16 protein-coding genes are annotated in these 24,545 nt (G+C 46.0%); 9 read left to right on the forward strand and 7 right to left on the reverse strand.

The window, feature by feature from the left end:
- Positions 1 to 139: 139 nt before the first annotated feature.
- Positions 140 to 1,009, reverse strand: a complete 870-nt coding sequence (locus tag STSP1_RS07220; RefSeq protein ID WP_085755712.1) for a type II secretion system protein — start codon at positions 1,007 to 1,009, stop codon at positions 140 to 142.
- Positions 1,010 to 1,799: 790 nt separating this feature from the next.
- Here STSP1_RS07220 and STSP1_RS07230 point away from each other — a divergent pair.
- Positions 1,800 to 2,282, forward strand: coding sequence for an AAA family ATPase (locus STSP1_RS07230; protein WP_226997528.1), 483 nt, complete (start codon positions 1,800 to 1,802; stop codon positions 2,280 to 2,282).
- Between the two features lie 77 nt (positions 2,283 to 2,359).
- Here STSP1_RS07230 and STSP1_RS07235 read toward each other — a convergent pair whose 3' ends face one another.
- Both STSP1_RS07235 and STSP1_RS07240 read right to left on the reverse strand, forming a co-directional pair.
- A complete protein-coding gene (locus tag STSP1_RS07235; RefSeq protein WP_085755715.1) occupies positions 2,360 to 3,121 on the reverse strand; it encodes a tRNA threonylcarbamoyladenosine dehydratase in 762 nt (253 codons plus the stop codon).
- Positions 3,122 to 3,131: 10 nt separating this feature from the next.
- Positions 3,132 to 4,100: a ParB/RepB/Spo0J family partition protein gene (locus tag STSP1_RS07240; protein WP_085755716.1), complete on the reverse strand. Its 969-nt coding sequence runs from the start codon at positions 4,098 to 4,100 to the stop codon at positions 3,132 to 3,134.
- A 201-nt stretch (positions 4,101 to 4,301) separates the two neighbouring features.
- On the opposite strand from STSP1_RS07240, the gene STSP1_RS07245 reads away from it, so the two are divergent.
- The 6 genes from STSP1_RS07245 to STSP1_RS07270 all read left to right on the forward strand — a co-directional run bounded on the left by STSP1_RS07245 (position 4,302) and on the right by STSP1_RS07270 (position 12,043).
- Positions 4,302 to 5,498 carry a THUMP domain-containing class I SAM-dependent RNA methyltransferase gene (locus STSP1_RS07245; RefSeq protein ID WP_085755717.1) on the forward strand — a complete coding sequence of 399 codons (1,197 nt, stop codon included), beginning with the start codon at positions 4,302 to 4,304 and terminating at the stop codon, positions 5,496 to 5,498.
- A 70-nt stretch (positions 5,499 to 5,568) separates the two neighbouring features.
- Entirely contained in the window at positions 5,569 to 6,786 is a 1,218-nt protein-coding gene (locus STSP1_RS07250) for a hypothetical protein (protein ID WP_123807013.1), read from the forward strand.
- Positions 6,773 to 7,741, forward strand: coding sequence for a thioredoxin-disulfide reductase (trxB, locus tag STSP1_RS07255; protein WP_085755719.1), 969 nt, complete (start codon positions 6,773 to 6,775; stop codon positions 7,739 to 7,741). Before STSP1_RS07250 ends, trxB begins: the two co-directional genes overlap by 14 nt.
- Before the next feature lie 101 nt (positions 7,742 to 7,842).
- Entirely contained in the window at positions 7,843 to 9,597 is a 1,755-nt protein-coding gene (locus tag STSP1_RS07260) for a hypothetical protein (RefSeq protein ID WP_085755720.1), read from the forward strand.
- A 50-nt stretch (positions 9,598 to 9,647) separates the two neighbouring features.
- Positions 9,648 to 11,537: a glycoside hydrolase family 43 protein gene (locus tag STSP1_RS07265; protein ID WP_085755721.1), complete on the forward strand. Its 1,890-nt coding sequence runs from the start codon at positions 9,648 to 9,650 to the stop codon at positions 11,535 to 11,537.
- Positions 11,534 to 12,043, forward strand: a complete 510-nt coding sequence (locus STSP1_RS07270) for a shikimate kinase (protein ID WP_226997468.1) — start codon at positions 11,534 to 11,536, stop codon at positions 12,041 to 12,043. The genes STSP1_RS07265 and STSP1_RS07270 overlap by 4 nt, the downstream gene beginning before the upstream one ends.
- Here the strand turns inward: STSP1_RS07270 and STSP1_RS07275 are convergent.
- Positions 12,040 to 13,002 carry a dockerin type I domain-containing protein gene (locus STSP1_RS07275; protein WP_085755722.1) on the reverse strand — a complete coding sequence of 321 codons (963 nt, stop codon included), beginning with the start codon at positions 13,000 to 13,002 and terminating at the stop codon, positions 12,040 to 12,042. The genes STSP1_RS07270 and STSP1_RS07275 overlap by 4 nt on opposite strands.
- A 642-nt stretch (positions 13,003 to 13,644) precedes the next feature.
- Here STSP1_RS07275 and STSP1_RS07280 point away from each other — a divergent pair.
- Both STSP1_RS07280 and STSP1_RS12340 read left to right on the forward strand, forming a co-directional pair.
- Positions 13,645 to 14,679 carry a uroporphyrinogen decarboxylase family protein gene (locus STSP1_RS07280; protein WP_085755723.1) on the forward strand — a complete coding sequence of 345 codons (1,035 nt, stop codon included), beginning with the start codon at positions 13,645 to 13,647 and terminating at the stop codon, positions 14,677 to 14,679.
- A gap of 226 nt (positions 14,680 to 14,905) precedes the next feature.
- Positions 14,906 to 16,255, forward strand: coding sequence for an SMP-30/gluconolactonase/LRE family protein (locus tag STSP1_RS12340; protein ID WP_118158573.1), 1,350 nt, complete (start codon positions 14,906 to 14,908; stop codon positions 16,253 to 16,255).
- 181 nt (positions 16,256 to 16,436) lie between these two features.
- Here STSP1_RS12340 and STSP1_RS07295 read toward each other — a convergent pair whose 3' ends face one another.
- From STSP1_RS07295 to STSP1_RS07305, 3 genes are all read right to left on the reverse strand, one after another.
- Positions 16,437 to 18,068 carry an alkaline phosphatase gene (locus STSP1_RS07295; protein ID WP_085755724.1) on the reverse strand — a complete coding sequence of 544 codons (1,632 nt, stop codon included), beginning with the start codon at positions 18,066 to 18,068 and terminating at the stop codon, positions 16,437 to 16,439.
- A gap of 323 nt (positions 18,069 to 18,391) precedes the next feature.
- Positions 18,392 to 21,367, reverse strand: a complete 2,976-nt coding sequence (locus STSP1_RS07300) for a UvrD-helicase domain-containing protein (protein WP_085755725.1) — start codon at positions 21,365 to 21,367, stop codon at positions 18,392 to 18,394.
- Positions 21,368 to 24,544, reverse strand: coding sequence for a PD-(D/E)XK nuclease family protein (locus STSP1_RS07305; RefSeq protein ID WP_085755726.1), 3,177 nt, complete (start codon positions 24,542 to 24,544; stop codon positions 21,368 to 21,370).
- Between the last annotated feature and the right edge of the window lies 1 nt (position 24,545).

Here is a 24,545-nt window from a genome sequence, read left to right on the forward strand (position 1 = left end):
TAACGCTTTGGCTTGTGAATGTCTAATCTGTTTTACACCTCACCGGCCGAAAAGTGTGCGACAATATTTAAAGAAATACGACACGCGGCTGAATCAAATTTCGCTGAGCTGCTTGAATAATCAAAGACTGGGCATAATCTTACCAGTGCCTCTTAGCAGGCATAAAATGTTCACACCACGAATCAGCGCCGGCGTATGCCCTCTGCCTCATGGTATCGCTGCCCTTGATAGACTTCACGCTCCCGTCGGTGTAGCCGCAGTTGAGTTTGAGGTCATCAAAGGGTGAATTATCTTTGAGCACTGTAAACCCTTCTGAATCGGTCGTAACCCACTGCGCGGGGCTGTCATCTTTTAGGCCATAATAGGGCATACCATCTAAGCGGGTAAGCGAGCCGCCGTCGATTTTATGAGTGCTAACCCAGCTCTGGGTCGGCCTGAGCTGATTGTAGTATGCGAAGTAGTCGCTGATAAGCAGGTTGTACTGGGATTTCTTACCAGGGCCTTCAAAGCTGCCCGGGTTATTCTTGTAGGGCTTGTAGTTCCAGTAAAGCGCGTAGGAGCAGTTCAGAATTTTGTTGTTTGATTTATGGAACCAGTCATTTTTGTTCTGGTAAGCCTCCTGATAAGTAAGCGGCTCACCTTTTGGACTCATGGCAATATCTTTAGCATCAAATCCCGAAAGCGGGCAGTTAAAAACGCCCACCTCATCAATATAGCCCTTCAGATATTTGTATGTGTAAGTATCGCTGTTCTCAGGGTCTTGTGGGTTATAAGTTTTGTTTCTCGCGAGGGCATTCGGACGTACATGCGCACAGGGGTGTTTGGGATAGTCGTAGTTGTCGGCATGATATGCGTTCAGCCCTATAACAGCACCGTGCATATTGCTCTTGCAGACAACATTCTTTGCCTGTTCCCTTGCCTTGCTCAAAGCCGGCATAAGCACTGCCATAAGAAGGGCAATGATGGATATCACAACCAAAAGTTCGATTAAGGTAAAAGCCTTTTTCATTTTAGAACCTTTCAATAAAAACTTCAAAAGCTCATTATAGCTTGTCGGGAAGGATATGAAACGCCAATTTTAACATTTTTTCCACTGATTTGTAAACTCTTTGGACGATAAAAACCTTCGGAGCGCAGGCTCACAGGGGGGAGATATTTTTTTCAGCCGCTAAGTTAATCATACAAGAACTTAAGCTTATTATAGCATCAAATAACATAAAGTTAATCATACAAATGCACTGAGGGGATATTTTGACGGTATTTTTTAGGTTTAAGGCAAAGGCAAAAGTTTTTTTACTCATATAGTTCCGCTGACCGAGTCCACCTTGTCCAATCGCTAATTCACGCTGATTTTCACTGATGATTCTCAGGAGACGAAGGAGAGGGTGGGTATAAATCAACATTGAACCCGCAAAATTTTTGAATTTTGTGCTGATAAACTGTCAGCAAACTTCCGGAAAACCTGTTAAATGTATGTTTTGCAGAGAGTGGAAAAGCTGTTAAATACATGTGGAGGGATTTTCATCTGCCAACAGTCTTCAAGTTTTCCAAAACGGCTGCGGAAAAGCTGTGTTTAAAACTGAATTGAAAGCGCCAAGCTTATTAACAACTTATCCACAAAAATTGTAGAAAACTTTACCCTCGCAAGTAACTGTGTTAAATATTCTTACACAATCTTTAAATAATCTCTTAACAATCAAACAGCTCCTAATACTTCTATAACTATTTTAAAATATATATAATAAGAGACAACACCCAACAGGCAGTTAATTTCGCCTGCTCATCACAGCCAACAATCCATCAGCACTAATTTTAGTAAACCAGAGCTTAATAAACAATCCGGAAAAACTACGCTTGCAAGACAGATTGCAGGCGATAATAATTTCTTTGACCTTGAACGCCCCGCTGACCATAACAAGCTGCAAAATCCTGAGTTTCTCTTTAAGATGCTTTCAGGTCTTGTAGTTATTGATGAAATACAGATTATGCCCGAGCTTTTTTCAAAGCTTAGATATATAGTTGACTCTCCAGATAATAAATGCAGCTGTATGGTGTTGGGCAGCGCTTCGCCTGATATTATTAAAGGGGGAAGCGAAACGCTTGCCGGAAGAATTGAATTTGTTGATCTGACAGGATTTGATATTACCGAAACCGGCAAAGAAAACATTATTCCCCTGTGGAATCGGGGAGGATTTCCAAGGCCGTTTCTTGCTGAAAACGATGAAAACAGCTTCATTTGGAGGCAGAATTTCATTCGTACATTTCTGCAGAGAAGATATTAATTATTACTCCGGGCGAAAAATTATATCCACTTCATGAAAAGATTTGGTATGTCCGCTTTTTGAATTAGAAGAGCAATTTAAGTAGTAAGCTTTTTTATGGCGTAATCGGCTGCGAGCAGGCCGAAAATGCCAGTGATAGTGGGCAGCGAGCCCATAAGATTACGTTTTCTACCCTGAATATGGCCGCGTTTAACTGGATTCTCAGAATCTGCCGGCGCAAGAGCGCTTTGCTTTTTGAGCTGCTGGCTTGAATAAACCGCCGGGAAACTGAGGCTAACCCCCCTTTTGCGGAGACGTTTGCGGAGATTAGCCGCAAGCGGGCAGTATCGAACCTCACGCATTGCGGAAATGCGAATCTTGGATGGATCTGTCTTTCTTGCTGCTCCCATGCTCGAAATGAATGGTATCTCCCGTTTGCTCAGCTCTGTAATGAGTTCGAGTTTGGGGTTGAGAGGGTCTATCGAATCGATTACAAAATCTGGGCTGCCATCGAGGCATTTCTCGAGCGTGTCGGTATGGATGAATACATTGAGCGTTTCAACGGTGCAGTGCGGGTTAATATCGATAATACGCTGCTTGCCGGCTTCAGTTTTGTACCGCCCTTCTGTGCTTGTGAGAGCGAAAACCTGGCGGTTTATATTGCTCTTGGAGATTTTGTCTGAATCTATAAGGCGGATTTTGCCTGTGCCCGCCCTTGCGAGTGCCTCAGCGGCGAAACTCCCAACCGCCCCTGTCCCGCATACAACAACGAAGCTGGAAGCCAGCTTTTCAATGTTTTCTTTGCCGAGAAGCAGCTCTGTTCTTTTGAGTCTTTCTCGGAAATCCTGTCCGCCGGTCATAAAAGGCTTTCTACTGATCTTTTAAGTTTACGCCAAAAATATTCGTCAATCTATCGAATTCCTCTAACGAATAGAAATCTATCGTGATGCTGCCCTTTTTACCGGTTTTATTGGTTTTAATTTTAACCTTTGTACCTAAAGATTCCCTTATTCTTGATTCAAGATCCGCTATATGAGCAGATTTGGCATCCTCTATATTTTCGCTTGATTGCTCAGGGTTTTCTAGTGAATCAATTTGCTTTTTAACTAATCTTTCTACTTCTCTAACCGTTAGCCGCCCTGTCATCGCTCTGTAAGCGAGTTTTTTCTGCAAGTTTTCATCCGGCAGTGCAAGGAGTGCTCTGGCCTGCCCCATAGATAAGGCATTATTCACGAGCATTTCTTTAACTTCCTGCGGCAGTTCAAGAAGCCTTATATGGTTAGCTACCACAGATCTGTTTTCACCGAGCCTTTCAGCAACCTGAGTTTGTGAAAGTCCAAAGTTATCGGTGTACTCTTTGTAGGCGTTTGCCCTTTCAATTGGGTTAAGGTCGGAGCGGTGAATATTTTCAATGAGAGCCATTTCGAGCATCTGCTCATCGCTGGCTTCTTTTATTATTGAAGGGATAGTTTTGTTTCCTGCGAGTTTAGCTGCTCTCCAACGCCTCTCCCCTGCAATCAGCTGGTATCCTCTGCTCACCTTTTTTACAACAATAGGCTGTACAATCCCGTTCGCCTTGATGGAGTCCACAAGTTTTGTAAGCTCCTGTTCATCCCATTCTGTTCTGGGCTGATAAGGGTTTGGAGATATTTCACCAAGTTTCAGTTCTCTGAACTCCCCGTTTTCGCTGGCTTCCTGTTTTGCGGCCTGCTGCTGGGCAGGCGTCATAAGAGACTGAAGCCCCCTTCCGAGATGTTTTGAAGATTTCTTCTTTGCTGCTGTCTTTTTCTTTGCAGCAGACGTTTTTTTGGTTTTTGTTGATTTTGTCGTTTTAGCCATAAATTATGCTCCCTGTTTTTGTTTTTATTGCATTGTAATATGTGTAATTATTTAATCAAGAAACGTTTCACGTGAAACATAAAATTTTCAGGGTGAATGAAGAGGCAAACTGTTCCACGTGAAACACTTACTTTAGAAGTTGTTAGTTTAGTTTCACGTGGAACAGTTTGCAAACTTGACGTTTTCTGATACAATTATGTAATGAACTTAAAAAACAAACACAGAATAATGATTACCTTTGCCAGAGAGCTTTCTCCTTGGGTTAAGCTGGAGCTGGAGCAGCTCGGCTATAAAGTCCTTGAAGAGAGGAAAAGCGGGGTTGAGATAGAAGGCAATATTGAAGACGCTATGCTGCTGAACCTCAAGCTTCGCTGCGCATACTGCGTTATGATGCTCTTGAGTGAATTTGAATGCGATGATGAGAGCAAATTCTACAAGGAAGTACGGAAGATATGGTGGGAAAGGATTATACCTCCAGAGGAGTATCTTTCTGTAAACAGCAGGGCGGATGATAAGGTAGTAAACAATACGATGTTCGTCAACCAGCTTGCAAAGGATGCAATAGTTGACCGAATTAAAACAAAAACCGGCAGAAGACCTGATTCAGGCCCCGAAAAGGGCGGTGTGGTGGTGAATATTTACTGGTACAACGGGAAATGCTATGTTTATCTCAACACCACAGGAAGAAAACTCTCCGACAGAGGCTACAGAAAAATACCATATAAGGCCCCTGTGCAGGAATCTCTTGCTGCCGCAGTGCTTTATGCTTCCGGATACGACGGTTCCCAAGAATTGATTCTACCAATGTGCGGCAGCGGCACATTCGCAATAGAAGCTGCCTTAATCGCTCAGGGCAGAGCCCCAGGGCTGCTTAGAAGCAACTACTCTTTTATGCATTTCAATAAATTTGACAGCGAGCTTTGGCAGCAAATGAGAAAAGAAGAACGAAAAAATGCAGAGAAGAAGAACAAGCCAAATATAAAGGCGAGCGATATAGACCCTGAAGCCGTTAAAGCCGCAGAAAAAAATGCCAAAACCGCAGGTGCAGATCAGCTAATAGATTTCAGTGTATGCGATTTTGCTAAAAAAACACCGGAATCTGATGGTGCAATTATTCTTATGAATCCAGAATATGGCATGAGAATGGGCGAAAAAAGCAAATTAGAATCTGTATATAAAAGAATTGGTGATTATCTTAAACAATCTTGTCCGGGCTGTACTGGCTGCATATTTACCGGCAATCTTGAACTTGCCAAAAAAATTGGCTTGAGAACTTCGCGCAGGATAGTATTTTATAATGCAGATGTTGAATGCAGACTGCTCAAATACGAGCTCTTTTCCGGTTCTATGCATGAAAGAGAAAAAGCTAAGCTAAATGCAGGACAAGAAGAAAAATAAACCAACAACACCACGGCATGAAATTGCCCTTTTTATAATTCTTTTGACAGCCCTTTTATCTGCCTGGGCGATGTCTCGGCATAAGGTTCAAACAACGCTCTCCGATACGTTTCAAATACCTGCAACCGGCTTCAAAGTTCGACTGCCTGAGGGCAAGCTCTGGAAGACTAAGACAGAGCAATGGGAATTCGACTACGAGTCCAACTATTTTTTCTCAGGTGCTGTTCAAACAGATGCCTCGGAAGTTCGTTCTGCCTCGGTGCAGTGGCGATACTACATAAGCCCTCTGAAATACCTTCCCACGGCAATGCAGAACAAATACGCCCAGCAGAGCGGGAGTTCAGTTTTGCGGAGGGGGATTATCATCTCCCGCGGGTTTGGAACGCACTGGGCCTTATGCGCTCCAAATGCGGATGATGGAAGCCATTATTCCAAATACGGCCTAATAAAGCTTGGCTCAGAGCGTTTCGCTGAATTGGAGGTTCAGGCAGCAGACAAACAGAAGTGCAGCGAACTATTTGAACTTCTAATAAAGCAGGCAAGCTATTCGCCAAACCCGTTTATAAGCCATGGCATTGAGCTTTTAGACAGGGTAAGGCTCAAAGCCCAGTTTTCCTATACGCCCAATAAAAACACAAATTCTTTTCTTATGGAATCGCCAAATGTGTATAAGGGCTTTATGATAAACAGGGTGAAAGTTACAGCACACAGAGGCGAAAAGAAGGAGCTTACTGTAACAGATTTTGGCTTCAGCAAGGTCTTTAATTATAATGACATCGTTTTTGATGAACGAACCAGACGCTTTTCATGGAAGAGGAAAAGGATTACAGAGAAGGGCAAGGTTCGAGAAATAATAATGGAAAACAGAGGCCCGAACGTTGAAATAATAGACCTTAAAACGCTTGCAGTGAACAGAAGAAGCATTACTCAGATATTCTGGCCTGAAATTTTTCAAATGTACCTCGTGAAATTCTTTATCTTTGAAACTGATTTGGATAAATGCGTGGTAGATACCCTTATGCCGCAGGGGCAGATTGTGCCTGTGATTTTTGAGAGGGTGAGAACCGATGAAGGCCTTTTGTCTGCAAAGCTCAGATATACCCATAAGCCCGATTTTGTAATCAATGTTTTCTTTGATAAAAATCAGAATATAATCAACTTCAGCGACAGTGATAATAATAATACCAAAAAGGTAAATTTGCATAAGGTTATAAAAACGTTTCCCGAACAGGAAACTGTAATAAATCAATTTTTGAAAGACAGGTGGAGAATCGATGCAGCAAACTAAGATCTACGATTGCATAATCATTGGAGCAGGCCCTGCTGGGCTTGCAGCAGCTATTTACGCCGCCAGAGACAGATATTCTACTCTTGTTATTGAGAAATTCTTCCCGGGCGGGCAGATTAACAATACAGATAAAATAGAAAATTATCCGGGGTTTAAGGAAATTGGCGGTCAGGAGCTGGTAAGCCGGCTTTACGAGCAGGCAATGAGCTTTGAACCTGAAATGAAGATGGGCAGGGCGGTTAAGAATATAGTTAGAACCGAAGACGGCCTTCTTAATGTGGAGTGCAAGAAGGAATCATTCCTTGCAAGAACTGTAATCCTCACTCCCGGCAGCAATTACAGGAAACTTGGCGTTCCAGGCGAAGAGGAATTCAGAAACGCTGGAGCGGGCGTAAGCTACTGCGGTACTTGCGATGCCCCTTTCTTCAAGGACAAGAAGGTGCTCGCTGTGGGGGGCGGTAATACCGCTGTGGAAGAGGCCCTGCACCTTGCTAAATTCTGCAGCGAGGTAACTATTATTCACCGAAGAGATCAGTTCAGGGCTCAAAAAATTCTTGCAGAGCAGATAGAAGATGCCGCTTCAAAGCCCGATTCAAATATCAGAATCAAATACAGCACTGTGCTGAAGTCTATCGAAGGCGGAGATAAGGTGGAAAATGCGGTGCTTGAGAATGTTAATACCGGCGAAAAAGAGGATTTTGCCTGCGACGGGGTCTTCATATTCGTTGGGATGGTTCCAAACACGCAATTTCTGAAGAGAATTGTGGAGCTTGAGGACGACGGATTTATTAAGTGCGACCCGATGACTCTTAAAACCAGTATGCCCGGGGTGTTTGTTGCAGGAGACTGCCGCACAGGGGCTGCTATGCAGCTGGTTACCGCCATTGCCGACGGCGTGGTGGCCGCCTTGAATATAAAGCATCATATTATGGACCCGGACTGGTGGCAGGGGTAGCCGTGCTGGAATAGGTTTAGCAAACTAAGACAGCCGGCTTCAGAAGTATAGACTTACAGAAAAGGGGAAAAAATATTTGGAAACTAAAGGAGAGAGCAGTAATGGAGCCTAAAGAATTAGAGAAGTATTCCTCAGCGGTCAGCCTTTCAGATATGGAGATATTCGTATTTCCCGAGCTTATGTACAGCCTTGTGCTTGCAAATATTATGAGCCCCGCCCTCTGGAAATGGCGAGAAAACGAGACATTCAAGAAACTTGAGGGCAAAAGTCCGTACCGCAAGCTGATGCGTATGCGTCAGTTCATAATGGATGAATATGAGTTCAATCTCGATCTCAACACATGGGGGCTCACAAATAAGGATGTGGAGCTGGAGCGTTTCAGTCCTTTTATCTCGCCTGACAAGATAGCAGAATCCAACGCTCTGTTCGGTTATCACGGCGATGAATACTATTTCGATCTGGATATAAGGCGTCATTTCGGCCTCGATCAGTACGAGGGGGATATTATCCCATACTGGAAAACCGAAACGATTGAGGCGATGGATGCCTTCCGCTACAAGCAGAGCTATACCACTGGAGCGGGCGAGTGTGTATCGCTTGCGGCTCTGTATATAGCCGCCGGCTTTGTTGTATGCGGCATTCCGCTGGAGGAGATGTATATGATCCTCACACCCCTTCATTCGCAGAATTATATAGATGTAAATGAGGGAGTTATCACTAACAACCGCAGAATACTCACGAAATCAATGTGGTTTAATGGGACTGAAATAACAAACAAAGCCCAGAGGGCGCTTCGTAATGAGCAGGTAACCATAGTGTCTCACAGCAGCGGTTATGTGCATTTTATGTATGAAGACGCCTCTATAAGCCCTGAAAGCTATGCAGAATTTGTATCGAAGCTCAAATCCTTCCTCAAATCCGGCCTTGATTTAACGATCTTTGCTAATTTTTTGCGCAGCAAACATGAATATATGAAGTATTTTGCCTTCTGCAGGCATCATCACGGCAAGCACAAATACATAGATGCCCGCACATTTTTCCGTTATGAACACGGCAGCAAGTTCAAAATCGCCGCAGATACCATAGACAAGCTCTTTGATGAGGTTGCAGATGATGATTTCAGCTGCTGCAAAGGGGGAAAGGAGATAATCTGCGTAAATGACTTCATAAAACTCGTTCGAAAACTTGATATAGATTTCTCCAGCTTTGAAGATGTCTCTCGGCTCAGTGAATATTTGGAAGATTATCTCGACAGTCCTAATGATTTTATTGAGGATTTGTGGAACTTTCTTAATGTTGTTCCGGCTTTGCCGACAGAAGAGAAGAATTTCCAGCCTGAACCAGAAATAAACCTAAAAACAGATATGGCAAGGGAAGAGGTAATAGAACACCTCGAGGGTCTGAGAGAAGCAAACAAAACGGTTGATTTGGCATTTTATGCATATCGTGATATGAAAAAATGTACGTGGGAGCCGTTTTTGAAGGCGTCTTTAGAGAGATGTCCTGTATGTCTTGAAAAGGCAGCTGACCTGAGTTCGCCCTCTGCTGTTTACAGCTGGCTCAAAAATATGGATGACGGCTCTATCTACGATTCCTCAAGGCTCGCTCATCCTGATGAGGTGGCAAATTATATGCGTGGGGATGGAATTGAAAAGGCTGTAACTATGGCCTGCATCCTCAATTCCCGTGGCCTTGAAGAGCAGATAGAAATCAATATCCAGAGCTGCTGTCTTACTTTATCTTATATGGGCGAAATATATGAATTCGAATCCTCCAAGGAAATCTCCAAGAAAATCTCTATTGAACCAGACGCTTATTCCAAGCCGCTATCTCCTCAGGCTGCAGCAGCAAATTGAAAGAGGTTAAGGTGCAGGATTGTAATTTCAATTAAGAAAGAAGGAATTTAATGCAAAGATTAGCCTTGACAGCCGTTTTGTTTTCCTCAGCTGTTCTTGGCGGGGTATTGAGAAACGGGCATTTTGAAGATTCCCTTGTCTGGCAGGGGGGCAAGTGGTCTGTTGCCGGCGGGTCAATCTTTCAATCCTCACCAAACGGGTTTGCAAGGGCAGTTTGGCCTGTTAATCTTCCTGAAAATTACCAGATCACAGCAGAAGTAAAAAAACTTGATGGTCCAGAAGGCCCGATGATTGCATTCAGGGCAGATGGACTTGAAAAAATGTATTGCCTTAACCCTGCTTCAAGCAGGGAAAACGGTGCTTTTCAGTTTATAGACGGCAATAAAATACAGAACTTAACTCAAGGTTACACCAGAGTTTTTTCAAATCAGCAGTGGTACAGAGTGAAAGTTGTTTGCAGGGGCAATGAATATCAGTCTTATGTAAACGGGAATAAATTCAGCTCTGTTACGATTGAAAGGCCTCTGATAGCTAATAATTCCGTGGGGATTGTGAGCTTTGAGTCCTCTGTAGAGGTGAGAAATTTCGCAGTTAAGGATATTGAAGGTAATGTCCTTTTCTATCCTTCTCTTGAGAAGGAAATGAGCAGCATAACAGGCTGGAACCTTGGAGGGAACGGAAATGCTGAGGTTTTGAGAGAGGGAGCAAAAGATTCGAAATGCCTTTTTCTCAACAGCGAGGCTCAGCTGCGCCTTTCTCAAACCAGCCTAAATCTAAACAAAGAAAAAAACTACCGCCTGAAATTAGACTACAAAGCAGTAGATATGGCTAAGCTGCCGAAGGAAATATTCCTTTTTGTTTATTACCTTTGGCAAGGGCATGAAGGCCCGAGATATGCTTACAGCCTTGACGGACTGCACTGGAAAAATCTCAATCCGAAAGAACCTGTCTTCCAGCCGGATGTAGGCGAGGAAAAACGGTTTATGGATCCGAGCCTGATAAAAGGACCGGACGGCCGCTTCCATATGGTTTGGACAATTGGCTGGGATCAGGACAGCATCGCAATTGCCCATTCAGATAACCTCTATGAGTGGTCGCTGCAGAAGGCTCTGCCTGTTATGGCCCATAAGAAAAATGTGCAGAATTGCTGGAATCCCGAAATCTTCTACGACGAAAATTCCGGCCAGTACTACATATACTGGGCATCGAGCCTTAAAGGCAGTTTCCCGAAAACTGCAAACACCACGCCGGACGGGAGAAATCACAGGATTTACTACACTACGACTAAGGATTTCATAACATACTCACCTGCAAAACTGATGTTTGATAACGATACAAACGTTATAACACCCAAAATCGTGCAGACCCGCAGCGGGAAATACGTAATGTTCGTAAAGAATGAATCCCGCTGGCCGGAAGAAAAAAATATAAGAATGATGGTTTCTGATGACATTGAAAACTGGGATTCCCCTCTCAGTGAACCGATCCACGATAACGGCTTCTGGGCGGAGGGGCCTTCTGTCTTGAAAAAAAGGGGCTGCTGGTACGTATTTTATGAGAAGTATATGGCTTCAAAATTCGGGGCTGCTAAAAGCTGCGGCCTTGAGCAGTGGGAGGATGTCTCGGATGAAATCTTTATGCCCGAGGGAATTCGGCAGGGCTCATTCGTGCGGGTTTCAAAGCGTAAATTCAAAAATCTTGCAGGCAGATTTCATTTAGGGCTTTCTTCTCCTGACAAGGTTGTTGTAAACGTAAAAGACGGGCAGATTGAGCTTCTCAGGTTCTCTTTGGATAGCTTCAAGCCTGAATGGAACACCTTCGAGACCAGCTTTTACTCTGTTTACAGCACCGAAGATGCGGTTTTGAGCATTAATGTAGAGGGCGAATCACAGATTTGGCTTGATGATATAATTTTGGAAGAGGCAGGGCAGGAACAGTGAAAGAAGGAAAAAATATAATACTTATCGGTATGCCCGGGGCTGGGAAAAGCACAATCGGTGTGCTGCTGGCAAAGTACCTCTCGATGTGGTTTATAGATACAGATGTTTTGATTCAGTCTCTGGAGAGAAAAACGCTTCGTGAGATAATAGCCTCTGAAGGGCTCGAGAGGTTTATCGAAATAGAAAAGCATCATCTCCAGACCATTCAGGCATCTAATGCGGTAATCGCAACCGGCGGAAGCGCTGTTTATGATGATGAGGCGATGAACAGCCTGAAGGAAGGCGGGGTTGTATTGTTTCTTGATGTGCCGGCAGAGGAGATAGAGAGGAGAATCGAATGTACCGCTGAGAGGGGGGTTGTGATGTCTTCAGGACAGTCTATCCGCGAGCTTTATGAAGAGCGCGTGCCGCTGTACCGCAAATTTGCCGATGTTGAGGTGCAGTGCGGCAGTCGTTCGCAGGAAGAAAATGCCCAGTGTATTGCTGAGATGTTCAAGCGGGATTAGTAGTAATCATCCTGCCAGCTCTGGAAAATTTCTGCAAAATCGAGCATATTCACAGCGTCGTCTGAGTTTACATCCGATTCGGCCGCATTTCCAGTTGGTGATGTTTTCAGCCAGTTTTTGGCAAGCTCTTTGATATCAGCTTCATTCACGCGGCAGTCTCCGTCTATATCGGCGGGATTCGAGCCGCAGTTGGATAAATCAGCGATTGTCTGATCTGCCCAGTTTTGGAAATCTCTCGCTCTGTGAGCATAAATTGTCTGAGGGTCGGGCAGTTTTGTATCGGGGTTTAGATAATAGGCCATGTTTCCGTATTTGGTATCTACAGAATAAAACACACCCATGAGCAGCCATTCCTGTCCGTTGTTGTAGAAAATCCCGCCTCCCGAATCGTATTCTGCTATACTGCATTCGTAATCTGTCTCGCCTGGGCTGTCAAAATCCAGCTTGAGCAGGTCTATATCGCCGTTTTCATTTTTATAGTCCAGCCATCCAAATTCATTTGAGCCCCAATGGATCTGGGAGTTGTCTCCTGTCCATTCATAGCCGTAATCAATCTGATTGTTTGGGTCGTCATCTCTGTATTTGCCGTATCCTCCCAAAACAACATCCGAGCCTCTTTCATTTACTGTGGAATTTATGCTTACCTGCTCTGCAAAATTTGCATATCTTAGCTTTGCTATGCGGATATCTGCCTCTGAATCAGGATATTCAACTATTCTTACGGCTTTGTAGCTTACCCCATCGATTTCTGCTGTGCTTCCGTATGCGCCTCCCTGATGGCGGGTCGTGATTATGCAGCCGGGCGAAATTACTACGCACGAGGCGTTGGTATTCCACCTGCCCAGAACCGCCGAGGGAGGTCTGCCGCTCCAGTTTGCAGGGGGTTCGCTGCCGGGATGCAGCACTATCCCAGAAGCTAAAGGGCAAAGCAGAAATAAAACTATTATACAGTTTCTCATGATATCAGATTCCTGCTGAGTGAATATTAGTTTTCTCAAGACTCATTATACTACGCCGGAGCGTTTTTCTAAGAAAAAATTTACAAACGTTCTCAGTTGTGTGCGACAATTTTTTTGGGCAAAGCTTTTTTCTGCCACTAATCTTCTCTGATTTTTCACTGATGATTTTGCCACGAGCCACGAATCTATCCGCTTGTTCCGGCCCGCCTGTGGCGGGCCTCCACGTGCGGCTCGGTTTAAATGTTCGCCTTGTAAAATCGCTGCGGAATACCAACGACAATCAGAGCCACGCATGTAGTCCGCCTTCGGCGGACGAAATAAGTGGACAAAAGGCTTCAGACAAAAAATCCTTAGCGAGTTTTCCGCCGCAGGCGGACTGGCTCAGTAATATAGATAGCAATAAATTCTGCAAAGCATTGCAGCATGATGATTTGCATTTTGCCAAAAAATATTGTCGCACACTCTCAGTTTGATGTTCCTTTTCGCATCAAAACGCAATTGCACCTTCACTAAGGCATTAAATTACGGGGGTTTTTTAGAAAGTTAATTTAGCAGGATTGTGATAAAACTAAACTTAATCCTGAAAGACAATGCGTTTTGACACTATATAATTGAAGCATAATAAAATAAACGGAGAAAAAAATGACCGTAATCACAATGGAAAAGCAAAAAACGATTCTTGATGAAACCTTAAAGGCCTATCAGGCGGGCAGGCGAGTGAAAGCACCGCTGGCCGGTTTCCCCGGCTGCGATCTTACCGGCTACAGCATCAAGGTAGCCCAGCAGAACCCTGCCGCACATTTCGAGTGCATAAGGGCGATTTATGACAGGTTCAATCCTGATGTATCTTTTATGATGATGGATTTATCCGCTGAGGCAAATGCCCTCGGCATTCCCGTACGTTTTCCGAAAAACGAATCGGCCACTGTTGAGGAGCATCCGATAGCGGGCGCTGAGGATATTGAGCCCCTGCGGAAGATAGACATTACTGCTGATTCCCGGATCAGCGGATATCTGAAGGCGGTTGAGCTGATTTCCAAAAAGCTTGATAATATGTGCTGCGCATATATGGCCGGCCCTATCACCCTTGCAGGGCTGCTTTCCGGTGCTGAGAAGGTGGCGATGGATGCGGTTTTAGAGCCCGATAAATTCAGGGCGCTTGCGGAATTCTCTGCCGGCGTGCTTGAAAGCTACGCCTCTGCTCTCTGCGATGCGGGGGCTGATGCGATATGCATCTTAGAGCCCACGGGCGTGATTTTCGGGCCGAATGAATTCGAGGCCTACAGCGCCAAATACGTTGAACGGATAAATAACCTCTGCCGCGATAAGGGCGTGGAAACGATATACCACATCTGCGGAAATTCAATGCACCTCATTGAGAAAATGACCAATTCCGGCGTTTCCGCCTTGAGCCTCGATTCGCCTGATACCGGCGTGGATTTGCACCTTGCAGCGGAGAAGGCAGGGGAAGATGTAGTTATAATCGGCGATTTGAACCCCGTTTCGGTGATGAAGGAGTCTAACGCGCAAGAGGTGTATCAGGCGGCAACTGAGCTCCTCGATAAGATGAAGGATGTGCCGAATTTTATCCTCAGCACAGGCTGCGATTTGCCTCCGGGAACTCCCCCCGAGAACATTGAAGCATTTATGAAAGCCGAAAGCGATTACTCGGGCTGAAATAAGTTTAACGAACGACTTTTGCTCTCCTTCGGGGGCAAAAAAGAAGAGCGGAGCGCGGTGTTCCGCTCTTTTTCCGTTTAAAGAAAGCTCAGGCAGGGTGGCGAATTTTCTTGAACACCGGCAGAAAATTGTGTAGAGTTGTTCTAAACTCAGAAGAAAATCTTGTTTACGGTGTAAGCAGGAATATCAATTAAATATAATCAAACTCAGCGAAGGTGATATTATGTTTGCCAGAAAACTCGCCATCATAACGTTTGCAGCCCTCATTCCAGCTTTTCTGCTAGCCGAAAGCTCCGGCGAGCACCAAAAACCCTACAAGCTGAAAAAACTTGCAGATTCATTCGCATTTACCGAGGGGCCTGCGGCAGACTCAAACGGAAACATCTTCTTCACAGACATCCCAAACAACAAAATTCATATATACACCGACGAGGGGAAGCTGAAAACCTTCCTCAAAGGCAGCAAAGGTGCAAACGGGCTTGCATTCGATGAATCGGGAAATCTTATTGCGTGTATGGGCTCTGCTGGAAAAGTGGCAAGCATTGATCCAGAGAAAAACATCAAAACTCTGGCCGGCGAGTACAAATCAAAGCCCTTCAACAGCCCCAATGATCTCTGGCTTACCCCCGAGGGCGGGATTTACTTCACAGACCCCCGCTACGGCAGAAGAGACAATCTCCCCCAAGACGGCGAACACGTTTACTATCTTCCTCCGGATAAGAGCAAACCCATCCGCGTGATAGATGATATGGTTCGCCCCAACGGTATAGTTGGAGACCCGGCCCGCAGCCTTCTCTACGTGGCAGATGCCGGCGCAGGAAAAACCTACTCCTATAAGCCAAAACCAGACGGTACGCTCAGCGAGAAGAAGCTTTTCGTTGAATTCGGCTCAGACGGCATGACTCTCGACAGCCAAGGGAATCTCTATATCACAAACGAAAAAGTTATGGCTTTCAATCCCGAAGGCAAACAGATCCTTACGATTGATACCCCCGAGAGGCCATCAAATCTCTGTTTTGCTTCAAATAAAGAAAAAAAGCTTTTCATTACCGCCCGCACTTCGTTATACTGCGCAGTTATGGAAAACAGACTATACTCATTTACAGTGAACGATATAGACTCCAGCCCGGTTTCTCTCTCGGAATATCAGGGCAGGGTGGTTCTGGTGGTTAATGTTGCGAGCAAATGCGGGTTTACGAAACAATATGCAGAGCTCCAAGAGCTCTACGAGAAATACAAGGACGAGGGCTTCACAGTTCTCGGCTTCCCCGCCAACAACTTTGCCAATCAGGAGCCGGGCAGCAATGCCGAGATCAAAAACTTCTGCACGAGCAAATTTAACGTTACCTTCCCGATGTTCTCAAAGATTTCGGTAAAAGGCAAGGATATTCATCCCCTCTACGACTACCTCACAGACAAAAGCCAAAGCGGGGAAAATGCCCACAAGATCACATGGAATTTCAACAAGTTCCTCATAAATAGGGCAGGAAACACAATTGCCTACTTCGGCTCAAGAACCAGCCCGATGGATAAAAAAATCGTTCAAAAGATCGAAAAGGCCCTGCAGGAATAACTCCAAAAGAAGCTTGCACGCCTTTGTGCCTCCTTGTTCTGCACCATAGACCCACTCACAAAAACACAAGGCTGGAGTACAAGCTGGAGAGTTTCTGCGGGAGATTTCGGCTTTTCCTCAAGCGCAAAAAAAGAGCGGAGCCCGCTGCCCCGCTCTCGATTCGTTTTGGTTTACTCAGTGATTACTGAGCCGCTTCTTCAAGACTAACCTGCATAATATCGGCGATTTTATCAGCGATAGCGGTGTTTTCGTAGTAGCCGTCGAATTTCCACTGTCCTGAGCCAACAGCCATTACCGGTACTGGAACAGCAGTGTGGCTGTAAGATGTCCAAGCAAGGCCGGCATTGCGGTTCATAATGTGGGTAACGGTAACTCTGAGCGGGTCGTAGTAGCCGTAGAGCTGCCAGTTTTCGTTGTTGTCTGGCACGGCGTTTCCGCCCATTGTCTCATCGTATGCATTTTCAAGCTGTGTTCTGTCGAAGTCTGATACTGCATCGTAATCAAGGCCGAAGGCATTTTCAATTTTGTCTTTGATGTCCTGATTCATATCGATAGCGTTGTTCCAAGGATCCTGTCCGTAAGCAGCCTTGTGGTCTGCAAGCGGGCCTGCTACAAAGGCATCGCAAGACATTGTCTGGTTTTCGAATACTTCATAGTATGTGTTGTAGCCTGTACCAGCGGCGCCGAGGGTCATACCGCCGCAGTCGTGGTCGCCTGTAACAACGATGAGCGTTTCTTCAGGGTGGTCGAGGTAGAAATCATAGGCCTGTGCAACAGCTTCATCGAAAGCGATGGTATCTTTTATAGCTGTAACAGCATCGTTGGCGTGGCACGCCCAGTCGATCTTCCCGGCTTCAACCATCATAAAGAAGCCGTTTTCGTTGTCCAGCAGTCTGATTCCTTCTGAGGTGTAATCAGCGATAGAGGCGTCTGCAGGGTCTCTGTCTATATCGTATGGAAGAGCCCAAGAACCGTCGATGTAGTCTTTGCTGTAGGCGAAAACCTTCTGGCCCGGAGCAGCAGCTTCAAGCTCTGCCTTATTTTCGCATACTGTGTAGCCGTTGTCCATAGCGTGCTGGATTGGGCAGTTTGAAGCATCCGCAGCTGGCTGCCCCGGGGCGTATTTACGATTGCCTCCGCTTGTTCTTTCGCCTTTCATTCCGCCGCCGCCGAAGTAGTCAAAGCCGGATTCAGAGAGCTGATTGGCGATGTCCCAGTAGTTTCCGCGGTGTTCGTTGTGAGCGTAGTAGCAGGCAGGGGTAGCATGGTCGATTGATACGCTCGAAACGATACCAACTTTCATGCCTTTGTCCTTGGCTGCTTCAGCGATCGTAACGTAGTCCATCGTGTGCTCCGGGTCCATGCTGATTGTGTTGATATTGGTCTTGTGCCCGCAGGAGAAGGCGGTAGCAGCGGCTGCAGAGCCGGTGATGAAGCGGTTGTCTGCGTAAGTTCTCTGCATACCCATCACAGGAAGCTGGCTCATAGTAAGAAGCTCTGAACCAGCAGTTCCAAGGCTTCCGGCGCCGAGATCGCCGTCAGGATCGTCTGCCTGAACCTTCTGCTTGAGGTAAGCTTCAGTTGCGTGGATATGGGGGCTTGCCATACCATCGCCAATGAAGCAGAAGACATACTTCGGCCCTTCATCTTCGCCGAGCCAGCTTGAAGCCATTTCCGAAAGGTCTTGGTTGTTTACAACGCCGTCCTTGTTGGTGTCGGCTTCAGCCTTGTAGGCAGAAGACGGAGTGCTTGCAGCGAAAACCGCTGCGCCTGCTGCAACGAGCAGCATAAGAGATTTTTTGATAAGATTCATTTAAGAAACTCCATAAATAAAACTGTAAATTGTAGAAAAGTAAAAACTTTAAGGCCTGCCAACCCGACAGACCGAAGGCAATGATATTCAGGGATGTTTCCTAAATTCGAATGAATGATTTGGATTGGGATAAAGTTGGGTTAGCGTAATTTTCGCTTTTTTTCAGGAAAGGATTTGTTTTTGGTTAGCCGGATTGACAGCAGCTTCATAAAGGTTTTTAAGGAGATTACAAATTACTCAGCGGTTAGAGTTATGTGAAAACTTCCGCAAATTTAAGAAGTTTTAAGCTAACAGTCGGCAAATTTTCTCAGGAAAACAGGGCTTCAGATATCCAGCATTTTACCATTTTTAACGAAATAGAGTCTTCTTGCTGAGGCGGGCTTATCGAGGATCTTTTCAGCGGCGATTGCGTAGGCTGTGAGCTGGCCTTTATACACCTCCGCTCTTTCCCTGAGCTGTTCCTCTGATACTTTGTCTGTTTTGAAGTCTATGATTTCGAAATCATTTTCGTTTTCTATCACAAGGTCTATCACTCCCTGCACGATCACTTTCTGATCTCCCTGTATTCCAAGCTTTTCAGCTTCGATGTATGCGGTAAACGGCCATTCGCTCATGCTTGTATTTTGCAGGGAATTTTTGCCGGCAGAGGTGTTGAAAAATCCGCAGATTGAGCTTAGATCATTCTCGGTGAGCATTTCTTTCTCTATGAGGCCTTCGTCGGCGAGATTCTGATAGATATTCCGCACATAGTCAATTCCTTCAAAACGGCCTGATTTTATAACCCTCTCGAAAACCAGATGCACAGCCGAGCCCTTCTGTCTCGGGTCTGCCTCAGTTTGCTCTTCCGGTGCAGCCGAGCTGAAAACGGGGGAGGGCTTGAATTCTTTATGGCCAACCTGCGAGGCGGATATCTTCAAAGGCCCTGATTCGGGATTAACGATTTTGTCTGTAATGGAGCAGCGGTCTGTGATGCCTTTCAAGTCGAGCTGCTCGCTTGAGGCAGCCTTTTCTTTTTGTGCTCTGAGATTCTTTGCAATATCTTTAATCTCGCTTTCGCTGTAAAATTTCGGTTCACTGCAAGGATAAATCCAGTTCCAGAAGCTCTTAGAATTGGTTTTGTCGGCCTGTTTATCGGCGCCTATGAGAACGAGCTTTTCTTTGGCGCGTGTCATTGCAACGTATAAAATCCTTCTTTCCTCATCAATCCGGGCAAGGCTGTTTTCTTGGCTGATCTTATCGTAGAGGGGCGTTTTTTCTTTTGTAGTGTTGTCTGAGTTGATTGCGAGCCCCAGTTTCTCGCTCATAATCACCTGCGAGTTGTCGCTTTTCGGACCTTTATCGAGGTCCGGCAGGATCACCACGGGGAATTCGAGACCCTTGCTTGCGTGCACAGTCATCAGCGATACGGCATCGCCTCCGGGCGGGGTCCCCGCCCCTATGTCCTTGTCTGTGAGCTTATCGAGAAATTCAATAAAGCCCGGGAGGCTCGCAGCCCCTTGCCCAGAGCTTAAATCCTGATAATCGCAGGCGAGGCTGTGGAGCTTGAGCAGATTATCCCTTCTGAAGCTTGCTCCGCTGATGGAGGAGGCAAAGGCAAGGTAGTTTCTGTGGTTTATGATTTTCCAAACCAGCTCAGGGATTTCTAAAGAGTGAATCTGCTCTCTGAGCGATTTTGTGTCTTCAAGGAATGCTGCGAATTTTTCCGCCATTTCCCCTGAGCCTTCTGCAAACTGCTCCACTGCCTGAATGTTTAGTTTTCCGCCAGTGCTTGAAACAGCGGCCTGAAGCATCTGATCTTCCGAGAACTGATAGAACGGGCTTCGCATAACTGCAGCCATGGCAACCTGATCGGTGGGATTGTTGAGGAATTTAAGCATCGATAAAATATCGATGTATTCGATGGATGCCTTGAGCTCAGCCCTTCCCAAAACTTTCAGTTCAATGCCTGCCTGCCGAAACTGCTCTACATACGTGCTGTACTCTTTAAGGTCTTTCTTTAGGATTGCGATATCGCTCATTTTTATTTTTCTGCGGCTCTGAGGAGACTGATTTTCGTAAATCTCTCCTTCGCTTAGAATCTCACGCACCTTTTGAGCGGTTAGTATGGCATTCAGCTCCCTTTTCCTTGGAGCGTTGCTTTCTGTAGCAATGAAAAACTGCTCGCAGGGCTTTCCGGGAAGGCTGAATGACTGAAATTCGGCCGCAGCCTCGAGCATATGCTCCCCTTTGTAGTCAACGAGCGATTCAGGCGGCTGCATAATTTCGCTGAACACATCGTTTGCAAAGCTGATTATTTCCGGCCTGCACCTGAAATTATTTGAAAGCGATTTTGCTGCTTCAGGGTTTTTGCTGATCTTCTCAGCAAAGAGATCAGGCCTTGCGTTTCGGAAGCCGTAGATACTTTGCTTGATATCGCCCACGAGGAAGATGTTGTCGTTTGCGAGCAGGTCTATTATCCTGTTTTGAATTCCGCTTGTGTCTTGAAATTCATCCACATAAATCTGCCTGTACTGCGTTTTAATCTGCCTTGCAGATTCTTCATCTGAGAGGATTTTCAGGGCGAAATGCTCGAGGTCTGAATAATCAAGCACATTCATTGCCCGTTTCTTCTCTGCAAACTTTCGGCGGTATATTTTTAGCATTTCGCCGAATGCGAAGCGGGAAATATTTGTTTTTTTGGCAAGCTCGTTGGTTGGGTCTTCAGGGCTGCTGCAATTAGAAACCCATTCCTCCGGAGCAGGCAGGCTGCTGCAGTAATCGCTTATCTTAATGACCTCAGCTAAGATTGAATGATCGCTTGAGATATTGGCGTCTCGGTTTTCAAGCAGCTCAGCGGCAGGGCGTGCGAGGTCAGGATTTTCCCAAACCTCGTTCATTGTTTCCTGCAGCGCTTCTTTCTGGAGAACTTTTATTTCCGAGCCGTGGGATATTCTGTAGGATGCGCACACGCCTGCCTTGAAGAAATAGTTGCTCACAATCTTTGAGCAGAATGAGTGTATAGTGCTGATCTGTGCGGCATCAATGAGCTGAAGCTGTGCGAGTATGTGTTTTCTAATATCTTCGCTGGAATTTGCGCCCCTTTGCCTTAGTTTGCCTAAGAGCCTTTCCTTCATCTCGCCCGCAGCGGCGTTTGTGAACGTTATCAGCAGAAGCTCATCTAAGCAGCCGCCCGAACATATAAATTCCAGAACCCTCTCGATAACCACAGCCGTTTTCCCAGTGCCCGCAGAAGCGGTTACGTAAACAGTGCCCTGTGAGCTTATTATATCCTTCTGCTGATTTGTCCAGTTGGCGCTCATTTAGCTTATCCTCTCATCAAGAACAGTTTTCAGCTGATCAACAGTGCTTTTCCCCTCCAGGGCTTTGGAGGAGTTAAACAGCTCTTCGTATCTGCATACAGGCCAGAAATCGCAGTATTCGCAGGGAAGTTTGTTGGTAGTGGTTGCGGGGATAACCTCTATTTGCCCATCAACTATTTTAGCGGCTGCATCCCTGGCTGTTTGAAGGCACATATTCAGCAGTTTCTTGAAATGCCCAGAGCTGAGAACGTCTGTGCTTTTGGCAAGAGTTCCGTCTTTTTTAACATGCAGGTTGAATACGCAGCTTTTTTCTTTCTCGGCGAGGCTTTCAAAGAACGTCCAGTAATCTTCGTTTATAAGGCCGGAGGTTTTGATTATCTTCACCTGCCTGTCTGCGATTTTTTCGATCTTTATATTGCTGTCTGAGTTGGGTTTTGCGCCGATATACAAGAAGCCTGCCGGCTTAAAGCCCATCTTCTCGAGCGCCTTGCAGTACAGCGGGAGCTGAATATCAAGCCCGTGTATTATTTGTTGTATGTTTCGTTTATGGTAAGAAAGCTTGTAGTCTAAGGCGAGGGCAAGTTTATAGCCGCAGGTGTGTTCGTATAGGTCATAGCGGTCTATAAAGCCCTCCATATAAATACAGAGCTCTGAATCCTCGTATAGCTTGAGGGAGTTTGTCTCGCTGGAGAAATTTACTTCAGAGTTTGCAAGTTTGAATCTGCTCAAATCAGCAATCTTATGACAGATCAGGATCAAATTTTTCGCTTTTTCTATTAGAGTCTCGAGCACGAATTCAGCATGTTTGTCTGATGCTTGGAATTCTCTGCTCCCTTCCATGAGGTTTTTAATGCAGTCGTCTGCAAGGTTCATCAGATCCGAAACAGGCAGCTCGAAGCCCTGTCCCTGCTCAAGCAGCCTTTTGGAAACAGCATCCATCACCTTATGTATAAAATTGCCCTGAGTGAGCGGGTCGAAGGCGGCGAATCTTTTCGGCTCTAAGCTGAGGAGCCTGCCGCAGAAAAACATAAACGGACACTTTGCATAATCCTGCAAAGCGGTTACAGAGATATCGTTCCTGCCCTTATAGAAATCACGCACGGTTTTGCAAGTGAGCTCAACGCTGTTGTCGTATGAGGCTGCTCTTTGGAAAACCTCCTGCGATTCGAGCTGGCTTGCAGCATCTGCAAGTGTTAGCCTTTCCGAGGCGATAAGGGCTGAGAGCCTTTCCTGAAGCACACTGCTTGGCAAACGGAGCTCTGAAAGGGAGGTATAATTTTTTGCAGGCTTATGATTTTTTGGCGTTAGGTATCTGAGAATATCTGCTGGCCCTTCTGAATCGCTGCCTGACGGGAAGCTAACGAAAAGCCTTTCGCTTGCCCTTGTGAGGGCTATGTAGTTGAGGTATTTCTCGGAGTCTGCCATTTCCTGAAGCGGGCGGGAGATATCCAGCCCCTCATCAGCGGCGCTTTGGCGGTCGAGTTCGCTGAGCACGCCTTCGTTAGGCCTGCCCGCTGGGAAATCGCCCCGCAGCGCACCCATTATGAACAGCGCCTTCAGCTCGGGCTTTCTCGCGCGGCTTACGTCTCCCGCTGTAACTTCTTCCCTGCCTGCGGGGATTTTGCCCGTATTATAGCCCAAAACCTCGCTTCGGAATATATTCAAAAGCTCTGCAAACTCTATATCGCAGCCCTTGAAGGCGAGGTTCATTTCCCGCAGTATTTTCTCGGCGGCCTCTGTGAATACAAAGCCCTCTTCGCTCTCGCTTGCTGAATGAGAAGAAATGAAGGCCTCCACTGCCTGCGTAAATTCTTCAATTGAAGTTTCTTTACAGCTGCTGAAGACTCGGGCAAATTCCAAGAGGGGTCTGAGTTTTTCGTAACTATCAAGATGGTTAAGTGCGGCTTTGCCTTCAATGCCTCTTGTCATAAGCTGATTTTCTATGGAAACAGCGGCCATGAAATTAACGGGCGAGCAGGGATTTTTCAAATACGCCGACAGTTCAGGAGTCTTCCAGCCGGAGGTGATAAAGGTAAGGGCAGTTAGGATGCATTTTGCAAAGACATCCTCCTGAAGCGGCTGGTTTCTGTCTATAAAAAGCGGGATGCCGTAATCAGCAAACACCTCGCGAAGGTGTCTCTCGTATTTCGAGATGTTTGGTGTGATAATCCCGATATCCTCAAAGCCCAACTCGCCGGAAGCGGCCATAGAAACGATTTTTTCAGCCGCTATCACAACCTCATCTCTTTTTGATTCGGGGCTTGCTGTTTTAATCTCCTCGCTTTCTATCGGCTCTTCCCTGCCTGCAGCGAGGCCCTCTTCGAGCCTTTTAAGCATTTCTGAGCCGTTTTTCCATCTGCCCCCGCTGGTTAGTTTTATGTATTCGGGGTCAAACCCGCCTGCCTTTTTGAAATCTTTTTCGAGGCGGGCAAGGGTGTTGTTGGAGGGTGAAAATACAGGATTGTTCGGGTTTTGCGGGTCTGCGCAGAAGGTTATTGTTGTTTTCTCCGCCTTTCCTGCGAGCTGCCTCAGCACAGCCCTTTCCGCTGCGCTGAAACCGGAGAACCCATCTACCCAGAGAAGTGAGTTTTCTGCAAAGCTGCTTTTCGGAATCTCGCTTACGAGCTCTGTTAAGTATGCGTCTGGGTCTCTGTAGCGGTTTTGGATGAATTTGATGAATTCATCGTAGATAAAAGCTATATCAGAAAACTTCTGGTAGGTGTAGAGGTTTTGCTTTTCCTTGAGATCCTCGGCTGCTGTTTTCAAATCCAGGGGGGATAAATCGCTTGCGTAGAATTCATCTATAAGCTTTTCAAGCTCTTCTGCATTGAGCCTTGAAGCGGAAATGTCGGAGAATATGCTGAGCCTGCCGGCATTCTGCTGCAAAATCCGAAGGAGTATCATACGTTTTGCGGATTTGCTGATTGTTTCCAGCGATCTGTTCTCGCGGAGGATCCAGTAAGAGAGCCTTGAGAATGAAACCACGCTGAGCCTGTTGTACGCCCCGGCGGTGCATCGCTTGAGCACGGCCTCCTCAATCTGATAGCTCGCCTGCTCGGGCACAAGGAAGATCAGCTTTCTTGAATCGTTTTTATCCTCAAGAAGCCTCACAATTTCTTCAATGCAAAGTCTCGTTTTGCCTGCCCCGCTTCTTCCTGTAACAAATCTTACATTCATA

Origin of the sequence: Sedimentisphaera salicampi, assembly GCF_002117005.1 — a bacterium.
Lineage (GTDB): Bacteria > Planctomycetota > Phycisphaerae > Sedimentisphaerales > Sedimentisphaeraceae > Sedimentisphaera > Sedimentisphaera salicampi.